At 40.2% G+C, this 16,190-nt stretch carries 14 protein-coding genes and 2 tRNA genes; 7 read left to right on the top strand and 9 right to left on the bottom strand.

Going from position 1 to position 16,190, the window contains the following annotated elements; genetic code table 11:
• Positions 1 to 5: 5 nt before the first annotated feature.
• Entirely contained in the window at positions 6 to 548 is a 543-nt protein-coding gene (locus F885_RS14170) for a gamma carbonic anhydrase family protein (RefSeq protein WP_005202610.1), read from the top strand.
• Positions 549 to 620: 72 nt separating this feature from the next.
• Here the strand turns inward: F885_RS14170 and F885_RS14175 are convergent, their stop codons facing one another.
• Positions 621 to 917, bottom strand: coding sequence for an FmdB family zinc ribbon protein (locus tag F885_RS14175; RefSeq protein WP_005202609.1), 297 nt, complete (start codon positions 915 to 917; stop codon positions 621 to 623).
• Between the two features lie 43 nt (positions 918 to 960).
• Positions 961 to 2,136: a formamidase gene (gene fmdA, locus F885_RS14180; RefSeq protein WP_005202608.1), complete on the bottom strand. Its 1,176-nt coding sequence runs from the start codon at positions 2,134 to 2,136 to the stop codon at positions 961 to 963.
• Between the two features lie 300 nt (positions 2,137 to 2,436).
• Here fmdA and F885_RS14185 point away from each other — a divergent pair, with 300 nt between their 5' ends.
• From F885_RS14185 to purB, 4 genes are read left to right on the top strand one after another with little or no spacing between them, the layout of a single operon-like run.
• Complete coding sequence (locus F885_RS14185) at positions 2,437 to 2,925, top strand: NUDIX hydrolase (protein WP_017402020.1); 489 nt, start codon at positions 2,437 to 2,439, stop codon at positions 2,923 to 2,925.
• A 4-nt stretch (positions 2,926 to 2,929) separates the two neighbouring features.
• Positions 2,930 to 4,063: a tRNA 2-thiouridine(34) synthase MnmA gene (mnmA, locus tag F885_RS14190; protein WP_005202606.1), complete on the top strand. Its 1,134-nt coding sequence runs from the start codon at positions 2,930 to 2,932 to the stop codon at positions 4,061 to 4,063.
• Positions 4,064 to 4,081: 18 nt separating this feature from the next.
• Positions 4,082 to 4,813: a high frequency lysogenization protein HflD gene (gene hflD / locus F885_RS14195; protein ID WP_004652818.1), complete on the top strand. Its 732-nt coding sequence runs from the start codon at positions 4,082 to 4,084 to the stop codon at positions 4,811 to 4,813.
• Positions 4,814 to 4,867: 54 nt separating this feature from the next.
• Positions 4,868 to 6,256: an adenylosuccinate lyase gene (purB, locus tag F885_RS14200; protein ID WP_005202605.1), complete on the top strand. Its 1,389-nt coding sequence runs from the start codon at positions 4,868 to 4,870 to the stop codon at positions 6,254 to 6,256.
• Between the two features lie 86 nt (positions 6,257 to 6,342).
• Here the strand turns inward: purB and F885_RS14205 are convergent, their stop codons facing one another.
• The 3 genes from F885_RS14205 to F885_RS14215 all read right to left on the bottom strand — a co-directional run bounded on the left by F885_RS14205 (position 6,343) and on the right by F885_RS14215 (position 10,576).
• A complete protein-coding gene (locus F885_RS14205; RefSeq protein ID WP_005202604.1) occupies positions 6,343 to 7,794 on the bottom strand; it encodes an amino acid permease in 1,452 nt (483 codons plus the stop codon).
• A gap of 449 nt (positions 7,795 to 8,243) precedes the next feature.
• Positions 8,244 to 9,287, bottom strand: coding sequence for an arginine N-succinyltransferase (gene astA, locus F885_RS14210; protein WP_005202603.1), 1,044 nt, complete (start codon positions 9,285 to 9,287; stop codon positions 8,244 to 8,246).
• Positions 9,288 to 9,673: 386 nt separating this feature from the next.
• Positions 9,674 to 10,576 (bottom strand): LysR family transcriptional regulator, encoded by a 903-nt coding sequence (locus F885_RS14215; RefSeq protein ID WP_005202602.1) that lies wholly within the window; start codon positions 10,574 to 10,576, stop codon positions 9,674 to 9,676.
• Between the two features lie 249 nt (positions 10,577 to 10,825).
• On the opposite strand from F885_RS14215, the gene F885_RS14220 reads away from it, so the two are divergent.
• A complete protein-coding gene (locus F885_RS14220) occupies positions 10,826 to 12,190 on the top strand; it encodes a hypothetical protein (RefSeq protein WP_005202601.1) in 1,365 nt (454 codons plus the stop codon).
• Between the two features lie 83 nt (positions 12,191 to 12,273).
• On the top strand, positions 12,274 to 13,467 hold the full coding sequence (locus F885_RS14225) for an OmpP1/FadL family transporter (RefSeq protein ID WP_005202597.1): 1,194 nt from the start codon (positions 12,274 to 12,276) through the stop codon (positions 13,465 to 13,467).
• Between the two features lie 44 nt (positions 13,468 to 13,511).
• On the opposite strand, the gene F885_RS14230 is transcribed toward F885_RS14225, so the two are convergent.
• The 4 genes from F885_RS14230 to F885_RS14245 all read right to left on the bottom strand — a co-directional run bounded on the left by F885_RS14230 (position 13,512) and on the right by F885_RS14245 (position 16,145).
• Positions 13,512 to 13,585 (bottom strand) — tRNA-Trp (locus tag F885_RS14230).
• Positions 13,586 to 13,652: 67 nt separating this feature from the next.
• A tRNA-Leu gene (locus F885_RS14235) sits at positions 13,653 to 13,737 on the bottom strand.
• Between the two features lie 106 nt (positions 13,738 to 13,843).
• Entirely contained in the window at positions 13,844 to 14,662 is an 819-nt protein-coding gene (locus F885_RS14240) for a protein kinase domain-containing protein (RefSeq protein WP_005202596.1), read from the bottom strand.
• Positions 14,637 to 16,145 carry a DUF3336 domain-containing protein gene (locus tag F885_RS14245; RefSeq protein WP_005202595.1) on the bottom strand — a complete coding sequence of 503 codons (1,509 nt, stop codon included), beginning with the start codon at positions 16,143 to 16,145 and terminating at the stop codon, positions 14,637 to 14,639. Before F885_RS14245 ends, F885_RS14240 begins: the two co-directional genes overlap by 26 nt.
• Positions 16,146 to 16,190 lie beyond the last annotated feature (45 nt).

The following is a 16,190-nucleotide window of genomic DNA, read 5'->3' as shown; positions in this document are numbered from 1 at the left end:
CCATTATGCCAAAGAACATCCGTCCTTATTTAGACCAAAAACCTGACGTTGATTCAAGCTGCTATGTAGATGAGATGTCAGTTGTAGTTGGTGATGTCAAATTAGCAGAGAATGTTTCCGTCTGGCCTTTTGCTGTGATTCGTGGTGATGTAAATTCGATTCAAATCGGCAAAAACAGCAATGTGCAAGATCACTGTATGTTGCATGTCAGCCACAAAAATCAATCTAAACCGAATGGTTCTCCGCTGGTCATTGGAGAAGATGTAACTGTTGGGCATCATGTGACTTTACATGGATGCACCATTGGTAATCGTGTCTTGATCGGGATTAATACCGTGGTGTTAGATGATGTTGTTATTGAAGATGATGTGATGATTGGTGCAAGTAGTCTGGTGCCGCCACGCAAAGTCTTAAAAAGTGGCTATCTTTATGTCGGGAGCCCAGTACAGCAAGTTCGTGCGTTGACCGAAAAAGAAATGGAATTCCTTCCTTATTCAGCACGTCATTATGTGAAAGTGAAGAATAATTATTTAGATCAAGAGAAGTAATTTTAAAATCAGCATATAACAGGTGTTAAATGCTGATTAAATATGTGTCTTAAACACTAAAATAGTGAGATATTAAAGCTCACATAAAGAACAATTCACACCTCGGCAGTTATGCAACACTGAAGTCCGAGCACTTTTTTTGCTGGTCCCAGGCCCTTCAACCAAGGGCCCTGCCAGTTGCTCGGCACTCGATGAGGGTCGCCATTTATTTTTGACTGAGATCTTTTGATGCCCTGTAATCATTGGTTTCAACAACATGGATTTCTGGCAATACGGGCAAGATGTGTTATCCCTTGCAATACTGGCCATTGGGACACTCTGCTCAAAAATCCCTTCACAACACTCACATCTAAAATCATACAGTGGCATCTTAAAATCCTTCTTTAGCGATCAATCTTGCATTCACCCAAGACTAACGATATCCCCAAAACTTATTTTCGTTTAAGGCACCTTGCGGCAAAATATTCTTCTCAAAGATAGAAGTTGGTAAAGAAATTGTGCAGGCACAGTTTGGAATATCCACAATGCCACCGATACGCCCTTCAACAGGTGCAGCGGTCAGCAACATATAGGCTTGAGATCCCGTAAATCCAAAATTCTCAAGATATTTAATCGCTTTTAAACAGGCCTGACGATAAGCAACCGTGGCATCCAAGTAATGATTTACCCCATTTTCCACGCTAATACCTTCAAAGGTTAGCCACTGATCGTAATTAGGTCTGACATTGCTTGGAACAAAGATCGGTGAATCAATATTATATTTTTCCATTCCTCCTTTAATCAGGTCAAAACCAACACGCGTTACCCCATCCATTTCAATCGCACCACAGAATCCGATTTCGCCATCACCTTGTGAGAAGTGTAGATCACCCATCGAGAAGCCAGCGCCTTTCTGATACACAGGAAAATAAATACGACTGCCCGCAGCTAGATCTTTAATATCGGTATTACCGCCATGTTCACGCGGCGGCACTGTACGAGCAGCTTCAACTGCCATCCGATCAAACTCTGCCCCTGTCACACCTCGTAACACCGCAGTTCTTGGATCAGGTGGATTTGCCTGTCCCTTAGGTACCAATAACGCCTCTCTACGATTCCACTCTTTTAAAAGCTCATGTGAAGGAAGCGTCCCCATTAATCCAGGATGTTTTAAGCCAGCAATACGAACACCAGGGATATGACGTGATGTTGCAAATAATCCTTTTAAATCCCAAATTGCCTTATCTGCTTCAGGGAAATAATCCGCTAAAAAGCCACCGCCATTTTCTTTCGCAAACACACCTGAAAAACCAACTGCTGAGATCGGTTGAATATCCAAAAGATCGATCACCAATAAATCGCCTGGCTCAGCACCCTCGACATAAAAAGGTCCTGTCAAAGGATGTGCTCGAGTGAGATCAACATGTTTTACATCAGACACATCATCGGTATCTTTAATTTGAGCGTCCAGAAAATCCAGACTTTCAATGAGAATTTCTTCCCCTGGTTTCACCGATGTTAAAAATGGAATATCTGGATGCCAGCGATTATGGCCAATCTCTGCTTGTTCTGCTAAAGCGACACCAGGTTTAATTTTAATATGTTGCATAATACTTCAACTCCGTGTGCTGTATATGAGCCTAATTCTTCATCTGTTCTACTTCTAAATTATTGAAAGGCCTAAGCAAATAATACATCGCTTAGACGGAATTATTATTTTTACCTTGCGGTCAAAAAACACACTAGCACATTCTGTTTTTTTGAAGCAATTCCTTTTCGATTCTCAACACATCAAATACACACGGATCACAACAAATATTTTTCTTCCGCTTTAGCCAATTAACCTTCCTATGTAGCCAAAAACAGTCAAATTTTGTAGAATACGTTTTTTAAAATCATGGTGCTTTCTATGACCGCTTGGACACCTCATGTCACAGTCGCCACTGTTGTCGAAAAAGACGGACGTTTTCTGTTTGTTGAAGAACACAGCGAAGGCTTTGTACATACTGTGTTTAATCAACCGGCAGGTCATGTCGAATGCGACGAAACCATTATTCATGCAGCGATCCGTGAGACCTTAGAAGAAACAGGTCATCATGTTGAAATTGATCATCTGCTTGGGATCTATACCTATACCCCACCAATGTTTCCTGATCGTACCTACTACCGTTTTTGCTTCTTGGCCCATGTCACGGCAGTTGAAGAAAATGCGCAACTGGATACAGGTATTGTTGGTGCTGTATGGATGAACTTGGATGAGTTACAAGAAACAGCACGTGCACGTAGCCCATTGGTTTTAAAAGCCGTTGAAGATGCCCTAGCTGGCAAAAAATATCCTTTATCGCTTATTTATGAGCACCCTTTTTCTCCCTCATTAACTTCTCATTTGGATGCTTAATTAGATGCAACAACGTGTCATCGTCGGTATGTCTGGTGGTGTAGACTCCTCCGTTTCTGCCGCATTATTACTTCAACAAGGATATCAAGTTGAAGGCCTTTTCATGAAAAACTGGGAAGAAGATGATGGTACGGATTACTGCACAGCACTGGAAGACTTGGCAGATGCTCAAGCCGTTGCAGATAAAATTGGCATCAAACTGCATACTGCCAACTTTGCAATGGAATATTGGGATCGTGTCTTTGAGCACTTCTTGGCTGAATATGCTGCAGGTCGCACACCAAACCCTGATATCTTGTGTAATAAAGAAATTAAATTCCGTGCCTTCCTCGATCATGCCATGACTTTGGGTGCAGACTTTATTGCAACAGGTCACTATGCACGTCGTGGTGCGAGCATGCAAAACTCGCGTGGCGAAACCTATGCACCATTACTCCGTGGTGTTGATAACAATAAAGACCAAACCTATTTCCTACATGCAGTTCATGGCCGTGAAATTAACAAAACCCTGTTTCCTGTCGGTGAAATTGAAAAGCCAGAAGTTCGTCGCATCGCAGAACAACTTGATTTAGCAACAGCCAAGAAAAAAGACTCAACGGGTATTTGTTTTATTGGTGAGCGTCGCTTTACTGACTTCCTTAAACAATACCTACCTGCACAAGCCGGAAAAATTGTTTTGGAATCAGGTAAAGAAGTTGGTGAACATCATGGCTTGATGTACTATACGCTGGGTCAACGCGGTGGTATCGGTATCGGTGGTATGAAAGGTGTACAAGAAGGTGCATGGTTCGTATTACATAAAGATATTGCCAATAATCGCTTGGTGATTGGTCAAGGACATGAACACCCACTGATGCAAAGTACGCAGCTTTGGAGTGAGTCAATTGATTGGGTTGCAGGTGAACAGGACATTCCATCGGCTGGATTCCGCTGCACAGCGAAAACCCGTTATCGTCAGCCAGATCAAGCGTGTACCATCTATCGCGATGAACAGACTGAACATGGCATCCGTGTTGAGTTTGATGAGCCGCAACGCGCTGTGACTCCAGGACAAAGCGTGGTGTTCTATTCTGGAGAGGTCTGCTTAGGTGGTGGTGTTATTCATCATACCAATGCACCTGAACCAGATTTTATTTAAGGAAATTGGAAGCGAAGCATGGTCGAGTTACCCTTTCAGCACACTCAAGCGTTGAATGTTAGACAGAACCGTGCTCTAGCATTGGCCGCAGTCTTTCAGGCAACTCAGTTAACACATATGACTGCGATGGCTGGTCAGCAAAGCATTGGTGATAGTGGTAATTTCTATTTTGAACTATTGATTAAAGCCAGTCTAAATATTCGTCCTGCGGCAAACAATGCCACTCAGACCTTAGATTTTTTTAATCAACTTGCAGACATTTCACTCGGATTAAAAACATTAGAAGGCTGTATTACTCAGCCTTTTAATACCGCACCAAAATCCCGTGTTCCAAAAATGTCGACAGCAAAACTACCCATGTCCTATGCGATGGCCCTGTTGCAGTTGGAAAAGAAAGTCTACAGTAACCCTGAATACGTAAAAATTATAGAAAGCTCGCAACAAAAAATCTTAAAGCAACTCTCCTTTTTCGATAATAACTATTTACACCCAAGTATCATTGCCAACCTTGCACAAACCTATGTAGAAACGGCAGGACAGATTAATCCGCGTATTTTAGTACGTGGTAATGCCGAAGCATTTAAAGACATCAATCATACCAACCGTATTCGTGCATGCTTATTTACAGGCTTACAACTTGCGCATTTATGGAAACAGCTCGGTGGAAGCTCTTGGAGTATGATCTTTAGTAAACGCAAATTATTGCAAGATATTCAAGCTCTCGCTCGTTTGCAGTATCAGGTGGTATAGACCGATGCTACAACGAATTTATTTTTATGTTTATTCCAAAATTAAGGAATCTGTATGAATGCTTTAACCGCACTCTCGCCACTTGATGGACGTTACGCTAGCAAATGCGATGCCCTACGCCCTTTTTTGTCTGAGTTTGGTTTAATCCACGCTCGTGTCACGGTTGAAGTGCGTTGGTTACAAGCACTTGCAAATCGTGCAGAAATTATTGAAGTTGCGCCATTTTCAAATGAAACCAATGCTGCTTTAGATGCAATCGTTTCAAACTTCTCTGAAGAAGATGCAAACCGCATTAAAGAAATTGAACGCACTACGAACCACGATGTAAAAGCAGTTGAATATTTCCTTAAAGAAAAAATTGCCAACATTGATGAATTACAAAATGCAGGCGAATTTATTCACTTTGCTTGTACTTCTGAAGACATCAATAACTTGTCTCATGCGCTTATGCTGAAAAATGGCCGTGAAGTTTTAGTTTCAAGCATGAAGCAACTTCTCAATGCGATTTCAGCTTTGGCAACAACACATGCTGAACAACCAATGTTGTCTCGTACACATGGTCAAACTGCAAGCCCTACTACCTTGGGTAAAGAGATGGCAAACGTTGCATATCGCTTGGCCCGTCAAATCAAGCAGTTTGAAAATGTTGAGTTACTCGGCAAAATCAATGGTGCTGTAGGTAACTACAATGCACATCTTTCTGCATATCCAGAAATTGATTGGGCTGCACATGCACAAGCATTTGTCGAATCTTTAGGCCTAAGCTTCAACCCATACACCACGCAGATTGAGCCACATGATTATATGGCTGAATTGTTTGATGCTCTACGTCGTTACAACACCATCTTAATCGACTTTAACCGTGACGTATGGGGTTATATCTCGCTTGGTTACTTCAAACAAAAGTTAAAAGATGGTGAAGTTGGTTCTTCAACTATGCCGCACAAAGTAAACCCAATTGACTTCGAAAACTCAGAAGGTAACTTAGGTATTGCTAATGCTGTTTTAGGTCACCTAGGTGAAAAGCTTCCTGTTTCTCGCTGGCAGCGCGACCTCACTGACTCAACTGTATTACGTAATATGGGTGTTGGTTTTGCGCAAAGCTTAATTGCTTTTGATGCTTGCTTAAAAGGTGTTGGTAAACTTGAGCTGAATGCTGCTCGTTTAAATGAAGATTTAAACCAAGCCCAAGAAGTTCTTGCAGAGCCAATTCAAACTGTTATGCGTCGTTATAACGTTGAAAAGCCATACGAAAAATTAAAAGCTCTTACTCGTGGTCAGGCAATGACACGTGAGATGATGGTGAACTTCGTCAATGGCGATGAACTTGCACAAGTTCCTGCAGACGAACGTGCTCGTCTAGCTGAATTAACACCTGCAACTTATACTGGTAATGCAGCTGAACAAGCAAAACAAATCAATGATTTGATCAGCAAGATCTAAAACTGATTGACTCGAAAAAGCAGAGCTTCGGCTCTGCTTTTTTATTTTTACAAGTATCTCAATCTATAATCACCAATCAACCCAGCTTAAACATAGTCCACTGTTCTGGTTTTTATCAGATCAAGTTGCAGCATCTTTTTCTTTTTATAGCGATAGGCGATCAATAAACCAATAAACCACACTGGTGAAAGCCCCAATGCAATAAGAGTATCGTGGTCTAAAGCAAGGATCACAATTGTAAATATCAAAAATAGCATCGTCAGCCATGCCATGACCAAACCGCCAGGCATTTTAAACTTCGACTGTAAATGTAACTCTGGAAATTTCTTACGATAGCCAATATACGAAAGAATAATCAGCATGAAGGTAAATACACATAGAATTGAGGTCAATGCTGAGATAATCGTAAACGCCGTCATGACATTCGGCACAATAAATAAAATAGAGGTTCCAATGGTGACGCAGGTCATTGAAAAAACTAGACCTCGAATAGGTACTTTTTTCTTCGATAATTTACTAAAACTCTTTGGTGCATCATTATCCAACGCCAAACCATAGAGCATCCGACTAGTCGCAAAGATGCCGCTATTTGCAGAAGATAAGGCAGAAGTTGCAACGACAAAATTAACCAGTCCAGCAGCAATCGGCAAACCAATCAACGTGAACATTTCAACAAATGGACTTTTTTCAGGTGAAATTTTTGCCCAAGATGTGACCGCGATAATGCATATCAATGCGCCAACATAGAACAATAAAATACGTAATGGGATTGAGTTAATCGCTTTAGGCAGAGATTTATGCGGATCTTTAGTTTCAGCGGCGGTAGTTCCGACCAATTCAATTCCAACAAAGGCAAAAATTGCAATTTGGAAACCTGCTAAAAAGCCGGTGATGCCATAAGGAAACATCGACTGAGTTTCAAACACATGGCTCATAGATGCCTTAACACCATTGGGTGAAGTAAAGCCAGTACTGATTAAATAAATACCCGCAAGGATAAACAAAATAATGGCGGAGATCTTAATCAACGAAAACCAAAACTCCAACTCACCAAACATTCGAACAGCAACAAAGTTCAATATGGTCAGAATAGCCAACGAGGTAAATGCAGGTATCCAAACAGGTACGTCAGGATACCAAAACTGCATATATCCCCCAATCACGATGACATCGGCTATTGCAGTAATAATCCAGTTACACCAATAAGACCAACCGAGGAAAAAACCCGCCCAAGGACCGATATAGGCTGTCGCAAAATCGGCAAAGGTCTTAAAGTTGGTATTTGCCAGCAATAGTTCACCCATTGCCCGCATAACAAAGAAAAAGAAAAAACCAATAATTAAATAAGTTAAAACAATTGAAGTACCTGAAATACTTAAGGTCTTTCCAGAGCCCATAAATAGACCTGTACCAATTGCACCGCCAATTGCGATCATTTGAATATGACGATTGGTCAGCGAGCGTTGTAATTTTTCTTCGTCTTGCGAACTTTCCTGCAAATCTTCATCCAGAAGTTGCGTTCCTTTATTCTGACTCATGTCATCCTTACTCCAGTTTGCAGCAACCGTTATAAATGCTTAATAAAAATAAAATATTTTTAAAATGCTTTAATTTAAAAGTTCCATTTTTCTAAAATTATTTTGAAATTAATAGCTTAATCAACACACCTCACTTGTAAATGGTTCGTATTAGATCCCTGTTCTACACACTAAAACCTGTTGTTATTGATCAAAGATATTTTAGCCGCAAGCATCATATCTCATCCCCAAACGAGTTGAAGATGATGCTTTTCATTTTCGCTCAATTATTACCCAATTAACATGAAATATGCTCTATTATCCTAATTTCACTCCATCTGAGAAAGATATGAATATCGAGGATAGTAAAAATTATGCATCGATATAAATAAAAATATGGCTAAAAAATACAGTAAAAGTGTTGTGAATTAACATCTAAATCTGTGAATTTTCTACTTATACATAGCCCATCAACGCTTGTTCTGATTTGCAATATTGATATTGAGCAAACGTACCGATGCACCCTCTTTCACATGTAACTGATGGGCTTGTTCTACACTCAACGTCACTTGGTTTGAGTCTGGCTTGCTATAGGTCAAAATGGCGCGATAATTTTCATAATCATCATTGGCTACAATATAAGGTTCATCACCGAGCATAATGAGATCAGATTGTTCAATATGGACAGTTAACACATGGCTGTCTTTGATGGCTCTTAGATTCTCGATATCTGCCTGCAAGGTTGCACCCGCATCAAAGATATCGACATAGCCCTTATAACGTAACCCTTCTTCAATCAAAAGGTTATACGCGGGTTCTGTATTAGGATGAACTGCTCCAATCACCGCCTTCGCTTCATCAGGCAGCATATCGACATAGAGTGGATGCCGTGGCATGAGTTCCGCTATAAAGGCTTTTTTGCCTGTACCACTTAGATAATCTGCTTTGGTAAATTCCATATCAAAGAATTTATGACCGACCGCATCCCAAAATGGTGAATGGCCATTTTCATCAGAAAAACCCCGCATTTCAGCCACAATGGTTTCTTCAAAATACTGTCTAAACGCTGATAAAAACAAAAACCGAACCTTAGACAAAAACTTGCCATTCTTATTTAAACGATAATCGGGATCTAAAAATAAGGTACATAGCTCACTACAGTTAGTGTGGTTATTACTCAGATATAAGGTCGGCAATGATTTATAAACATTCAAGGGTTCGGAAGAATGAACTTGTGTGCCGATGTGAAAATTGTACCAAGGTTCTTTTAGACCTAAGGCAACCTCGATTCCGCATACACCAACTACTTTATGCAGTGAGGTATCTTCCAGCACAAATAAATAGCCCTGCTCCGACTTATCCAGTTTGCCTTCAACCGTTTTAATCGCCCGATCAATTCGTGCGGCCAGTATTTCCATATCTGGTTGTAAAGAGGTCAAACCAAAGCCTGCTTTTTGTGCCAAGTGGTAAAGATCATGAATATCTTTTTGTTTGATATAACGAATCATCATCATGTCTATTCCCCCTTATTTTCAATCAGAACAAACGAGACACAGGCGCTGATTGTACTCTTGAGTAAGACATCCAATTCATTTTTTCTATGCTGAACCATGCACAATCCCGACATGTGTTATTCCTTAATTCTTAAATTTTTCCCTAGCATCAGCTCATTGATGATCGAGCTGGCTTTATTTATCTAAGCCTTTTTTGTGACTTATTTCATCAAGCTGAAATCTAACTTGAATAATCTAAATTGATTAACAGCTAAGCTGATTACTCTATTATTCAAAAACTAATTGGCACAAAAAATTGAAAATTAAGCAAAAAATGAGCTGTTTTTTAGCATTTTATTGATTGACAGTGACAATATGAAAAAATTAGGAATGGGTCTAAAGTAAAATCAAGTATTCTTCAGTTCAAACCATTCTCGAATCATATCTAAAAATAGTTTCATGCCGATCGAATGAATGCTAATCGATTTATAAACAGCACATGCATGCCATGAAAAAGTAGGATTTTGATAATTTAAGACCGTGACATCCCGCTCCCCTTGTAATGACTGAAATAAATGGCTTGGCCCAGCCGTAATCGCATCACTATGCATGACATAATGAAGCAATAAGTCATAGTCGTTCACAGTTAAACTAATATGAGCTGATCGTCCTGCATGTGTTTGGGCTTTTAGCCATTGCTTTTTTTGCTTAGCAACTCTTGGTAAAGCAAATGGGTAATCAATTAAATGTTCAAACTTAAGATCTTCTATTTCCAACAAAGGATGTCCAGTTCGCACTACAAAAACGGTTGGATCTTGCAGCAATGGAATCGAGATAAACTCATCAGTAAGATCAACATACTCTGTACTTAATATCCCTAGATCTAGAATGCCATTTTCTATTTTCTCAATAATAGTTTTAGGATGATCAACATATAGATGTACTTCAATTTCAGGATATTGCTTTGAAAATAAAGGAATCACATCTTTCATCAATGCATGCATAATGACAGGCCCTGTTCCTATGTGTATTTCACCAACTTGACCACTTGAAAGGAGTTTAATCTCCTTATGTAAGGTATCTAACTGCTGCAAAATTTGAGGGGCTTGTTTTAGAATATGTTCGGTATATAAAGTCGGTTTAACGCCTTTACTGGTTCGCTCAAACAAGGTCACACCCAAGTCATGTTCTAATTTTTTAATACTGTTAGTTAACGATGGCTGGGTCATACAAAGTGCTTCAGCCGCTTGATTGATCGTTCCAATTTCAGTTAACACCATAATTTGCTGTAGATGTCTTGGCTTAATCATTTCTCATCCCTGAATATTTTATTGTGATTCATAAACATACTAAAAAAACATTTCCATTCGCCTTTGCCTAAAAATATACCTTAATTTTATTATTTTAGATGCTATTAGGTATATCTAAAAGCTATAACTTCCATACAAAAAATCCATTACACAATATAAGTCAAACTTCCTATGCTGCTTCTAGATTAAGCACCTTTAATCCGTTCTGTTTCGATTCAGAAATTAAAGTCATATGAGCAAGGATATAAAATGAAACACACTTTAATTCCGCTACTGATCAGCAGCGTCGTGATTTCCACCCCGTTTGCAACACAAGCACAAGAAACCATAGCCCAAGCAGCTCCTCAAACACTTGAGGCTATTCCAGGACCACGCTCCTGTTTTTGGGCTCGTGGTCCTGTCAGTGCTGATCCATATATCAATATCGCCTACCCAGACGCCAATGTTTATTATTGGGCAGGTACTTTCACCATCCCTCAAGGAGCAAGTCTTAAACTTAAAGGTGAATTTCCACGTTCACGTTATATGTCTTTTATTAGTTATGACGAAGCTGGGAAACCAGTTGAGTCCGTTGCAGACTATTTAATCAAGCCAAATAATAACTCTGGCAATCCCTTCGTTTATGGGCAACAACGGAGTCCATCACAACGTGAGTACAGCTTAAACGTATCTACCACCCCTGTGACAGCACAGCGCAAGGTTGGACAGCTCGGTCAAGCCCAGAGTGTTAACCAGCTATATGCTCCAGCCTATGGAAAACAACAACAAACCGTTTTATATCGAATCTACTTACCTGATCACGGACAAAGCGTCACAGGAGGTGTAAGTTTACCAACACCTCAATTAACGCTTGCAGATGGTCGTGTATTAGAGGGTGATCAAGCCTGCGCACAACTCAAAGCCAATCAGCCATTACAACTGACTTCTGCTGCAGTCAGTATTCCTTCCAATGAATATCGCCAGTTGATCCATCAGGCAGGAAAGCCAGATACATGGCCAGCACAGAATCCAGCACAATGGTTTATTCAACTTGATCGAGAAAGCCTTTTAGGGATCTTTACGGGCAAGATCAATGAACAAGCAAGACGCTCTGAAGGTGGCTTTTATCCAAATTTAGATAATCAATACATTAGAACAGTTGTGAATAGAAAATATGGCAAGGTCTTTGTCCTGCGTGGAAAAGCACCTACTGTTTCTAAGACCTTCAACAATAAAGGGCTTTTGACGCAGGGCGATTTGCGTTATTGGTCAATCTGTTCAAACCAAGGTTTTGCCAATACACGCGTCAATGATTGCTTATTTGATGAAGAAATTCCGGTTGATCAAAATGGTTATTACACTGTTGTCGTAAGTCGAGTCGCTGACCGTCCGCGTAATGCCAAACCAGAATGTGGTATCGGTTGGTTACCTATGGCAGAAGATGGAGACGGTGCTGCTGACCCAGATATGACTATTGTCCAGATCAGACACATGCTTGCATCAAGCAGTTTTAAACACACCATTGCCAATGTCGAACAGCAAAAAGATTTAGCTTCGGTGATGGGAGAATACCTGCCAAAAACCAACTACCTAATGCCAAATCAAGTCGAAATTTTTAATCCCTGCTTTAAATAATCAATAAAACCAATCCATACAACACCCAAGAACATAATAAAAACTTGTGTGTTGTATGCCCCAAAAGGAATTTGGAGGCTCCAATGTATTCACGCATCAAACATCACACCTTATCAGCTTTAGTCACAACACCATTTATCATCAGTACTGGGTACAGTGCAGGCCTTGATCGCTCTGGACAATCCATTACTGATTTTTTTCAAAATGGAACCTATGCATCCCTCTCTTATAATTATTCTATGCCAGATGTGAGTGGGCAGGATAAAGGACTGAGTAGCCAAGGCAATCCCAATGAAATTCCTAATATTAGTGCCAATAATAGTGCTTTACGTGGCAGCATAAAAACAGATTTAAATGAAAAAATAAGTCTAGGACTCATTTATGATCAACCTTTCAATATTAACCTTCAACATCGTGGGCACAGCGACTTTGTTTCTCAATTTGAAAATAAACCCGCTGAAGGTACTCAAGCCAAACTAGACAGCCATAATTTGACAGGGCTTATCGGTTTGAATATCAATAGAAATTTAAGTGTTTACGCAGGTCCTGCCTTAGAAGAAATTGAAGGTAACATCAAACTGCGTGGACAAATTTATAAAGGTAGCGCCAATTACAATGCCGAACTGCACTCTGATTATGCAATGGGTTGGGTAACAGGATTCAGCCTGAAAAAACCCGAAATTGGGCTAAAAGCAGCACTGACTTATCGCTCCGAAATAAAACATCAGACACGCACCACAGAGCAGTTTTCAGTATTAAGTAATGATCTTTACACGCTGCCTGTTACATTTACTTCACCCGAATCAGTAAATTTTGATTTTCAAACAGGCTTAAGTAAACAAACCTTACTCAGCGCCAATATTCGTTGGGTACCATGGAAAGACTTTGAGTTTAAACCCGCCAAATTGGCAGAGCGAACTGCTCCAGCCAGTCCAGATAAAACAGGACTTTCTCTGCTCAGTTATGAAGAAGATCAATGGTCAGCACAAATTGGAATCGCGCAGAAACTTACTGATAAATTTTCAGTCTCAACGTCTATCATTTGGGATTCAGGTCTTGGTGATCCTGCTAATGCGCTTGGGCCAGTCAATGGTTACTGGGGAGGCGGGCTCGGCTTCCAATATAATTTTCTACCGAACTGGGCAGTTTCACTGGGCGGAAGATACTTATGGCTAGGCGACGCTCAAGCAAAACGTCAGAATGGTGATTTAGTTGGAAGCTTTAGCGATAATCACAGTACGCTTCTAAGTTTAAAATTGGCATACCAAAAGAAATAGACCATAAAAAAGCCCTTGTTTTCACAAGGGCTTTTTTATTTATTTGGCAGAGGATCAAGGACTCGAACCTTGACGAACGGTTTTGGAGACCGTCATGCTACCATTACACCAATCCTCTAAACTGCACGATTAAATCATATTTGACTCAATCATAAGAAAGTAAGAAATGCTTACCTTCTTAAATATGGTGGGGGCGAAGAGACTCGAACTCTTACACCTTGCGGCGCTGGAACCTAAATCCAGTGCGTCTACCAATTTCGCCACGCCCCCGATGGGTATGCATATTAGTGAGAAACATACTCTCTGACAAGTCTTTCTATTAAAAAAACCATTCAAATGAACAGATAATATTCAAATCACACATTTATGTTTACTTTTACAACATATTAAGTTGTTTTAAGAAATCTTTTGCCACTAAAACTGAATTAAAGCGTTGTTTAATATGCTTTTGCGTGAGGCCATTAAGTAAAGGAAAAAAGCATTGCAATGTAGATGGAAGTTGAATGTGTAGTTGCTGGCAATGTAATACTGCCCAATCGTGATAAGTACTCACTTTTAATCGAGATTGAGTGAGCCATTCATACACAATAATCCCCAAGGCATACAAATCACTTTGAATGCTTTTCCCTGCCCCCTGAAAAAGCTCTGGTGCCATATAATGTGGTGTTGCATCTAAAGTATGAATCGGATGCCCTATCCGAAAAGATTGCTCAAAATCAATCAGCCGACATGAGTTTTCATAGAAACGAAAATGTTCTGCTTTCAAATCACCATGCACCCACCCGAATTGGTGCAATGCATCCAGCGCATCTAAGGCCAAAAATATCTTTTGTTTGATCTGCTCAATATTTTCAAAAATAGGAGCTTCAGCAAAAAAATCATGCGAATCAACCGTGATCATCCCTATGCCATCCTCATCTAATCCATTGATAAGATGACGTAATGGAATCATTTGGAATGGTAATAAAAACGCTTGTTCATGCTGCTGACAGTGCTGATAAAAAGCTAACTCTCGTTGGAAAGCCTGTGCCAAAACAGGCTGATCGTTGGTGTTATGGAATTTCAGCCAGTAGCGCTGCTGATCAACTTGAAAGGTGTAGACACGCCGCCCAAAGGCATAACTTTGCGCTTTGGTCACTAAGTTAAGATCGTTAAGTTGAATCTTCGGATTAGAGATCCACGTAGTAAAACTCATTCTGCTGCTTTTCTTCCTGCTTCCGCAACGATATTAGACAATGCTCAATGGTTTTTCCAATTCGTGCATGTATTTCAATAGAAGCAATTTTCGGCCATGTGGCACGCTCACCTTCTTGCTGCAAGATTTTAAACAGTTTTGGGCGTGGATTTTTCAGCATATAGCTATAATGTCGGAGTCCATATTTGGCAATAATATTGACGTCACCATAATAACGTTGCCCCAAAATGCCATAGCCATGATCCAATACACGACGAATCGGGAAGAAACTGCCCATATGACTGCGTGTTAAATCCATGACTTCCATTGCAATAGCTTTGCCTTGACGGCGCACAATCCGTTCAGGCCAACTGAGTACATCTCTACGAAAACGTTCGGTGTCACTTTGCATAAACGGCACAATATGCGGATTGACCTGACTGGCAATGGTGTAATTAATATTATATAAACGAGCCATCTTTTCCTGCGGAAAATCACTGCGCATACTGCCATCCACCCACTTGGTATTGGCGAGATATGGCGTATGTTGCCCATCATATCGCTTACTGGTCAGATGCACAGGTGGAAATAACACAGGCACCGCACAAGAAGCCAATACTGCACTCCACACCAATACATTCGGTGCGGTCAGTGCATTCATAATACGTGGATTTTGGGCTGTGTTATAGGGTGCAATCACGATATTAATATGACGTTTAGATTGTTTATAGGCCTCGGCAAACGTGACATCGCCCAAGTTCTGCATCAGAAATTTTTTCAAATACATCACATCGGCAATACCACCATTCGCCCGCAATAATTCCGTTACTTTCCTAAATTTAAAGGCATCACTAAAAAAATGTTCCCCTTGCAGCAATTCATGAACTTGATCTGGCGTAGAAACACCTAACATGCCTGTCATGATTGCCCCTGCACTTGAACCCGATAAAACTTGAGGCATCAGATCTTGTTCTATTAATGCCTTACACACCCCTGTATGAAATAAACCTAGCGTCGCACCTCCAGAAAACATCACAGCGGGTTGACCATAGGCCTTTTGACATTCTTCAAAAAACTGAATTTTTTCTTTTAGTTGAAAGGTAATACATTCACTCGAAGCCAAGTAACGTAGGCAATCACTCATTTCCTCAACATAGTTTTCAATGATTTTTTTAGTACCAATATAGGTCTGTGCAAACAACATCGGATGCCCAATGTTGGCAAAGTCATAAGACAGGCCTTCTCTTAACACATAGATCAGATCTAAAGTCCGATGCTGCATACGATATTTTTTTAATAAGTTATAGCGTTTAGATAAAATTTCCGCATCATAATAAGGCGATTCATTGTCATATTTCCATGCTTCATGACCTGATTCTTCATCCAGTTTAAGTGCAATTTCTTTCCATTCGGCATAAGAACTGGCATGTCGTAAGCGTTCTTGCAACACATCAACTCTATGTGTCTGATATGTATTCTTTTTCTCTTGAACTCTATTGAACATTCGCGATCCTGATTTTCAGCTTATTTTTTATATTCTTGCACCTAT

This window comes from Acinetobacter higginsii (assembly GCF_000369845.1).
Taxonomy (GTDB): Bacteria; Pseudomonadota; Gammaproteobacteria; order Pseudomonadales; family Moraxellaceae; genus Acinetobacter; species Acinetobacter higginsii.
Note: the sequence above shows the minus strand (reverse complement) of the source record. Positions and strands in the feature narration are given on the sequence as shown.

Bases quoted from the DNA above. Each gene is read 5' to 3' on its own strand.
- F885_RS14205 (WP_005202604.1), bottom strand. From the start codon at position 7,794: ATGAGTCAGAATAAAGGAACGCAACTTCTGGATGAAGATTTGCAGGAA.
- astA (WP_005202603.1), bottom strand. From the start codon at position 9,287: ATGATGATGATTCGTTATATCAAACAAAAAGATATTCATGATCTTTAC.
- F885_RS14170 (WP_005202610.1), top strand. From the start codon at position 6: ATGCCAAAGAACATCCGTCCTTATTTAGACCAAAAACCTGACGTTGAT.
- F885_RS14175 (WP_005202609.1), bottom strand. From the start codon at position 917: ATGCCACTGTATGATTTTAGATGTGAGTGTTGTGAAGGGATTTTTGAG.
- fmdA (WP_005202608.1), bottom strand. From the start codon at position 2,136: ATGCAACATATTAAAATTAAACCTGGTGTCGCTTTAGCAGAACAAGCA.
- F885_RS14245 (WP_005202595.1), bottom strand. From the start codon at position 16,145: ATGTTCAATAGAGTTCAAGAGAAAAAGAATACATATCAGACACATAGA.
- purB (WP_005202605.1), top strand. From the start codon at position 4,868: ATGAATGCTTTAACCGCACTCTCGCCACTTGATGGACGTTACGCTAGC.
- F885_RS14220 (WP_005202601.1), top strand. From the start codon at position 10,826: ATGAAACACACTTTAATTCCGCTACTGATCAGCAGCGTCGTGATTTCC.
- F885_RS14225 (WP_005202597.1), top strand. From the start codon at position 12,274: ATGTATTCACGCATCAAACATCACACCTTATCAGCTTTAGTCACAACA.
- F885_RS14215 (WP_005202602.1), bottom strand. From the start codon at position 10,576: ATGATTAAGCCAAGACATCTACAGCAAATTATGGTGTTAACTGAAATT.
- F885_RS14240 (WP_005202596.1), bottom strand. From the start codon at position 14,662: ATGAGTTTTACTACGTGGATCTCTAATCCGAAGATTCAACTTAACGAT.
- F885_RS14185 (WP_017402020.1), top strand. From the start codon at position 2,437: ATGACCGCTTGGACACCTCATGTCACAGTCGCCACTGTTGTCGAAAAA.
- mnmA (WP_005202606.1), top strand. From the start codon at position 2,930: ATGCAACAACGTGTCATCGTCGGTATGTCTGGTGGTGTAGACTCCTCC.
- hflD (WP_004652818.1), top strand. From the start codon at position 4,082: ATGGTCGAGTTACCCTTTCAGCACACTCAAGCGTTGAATGTTAGACAG.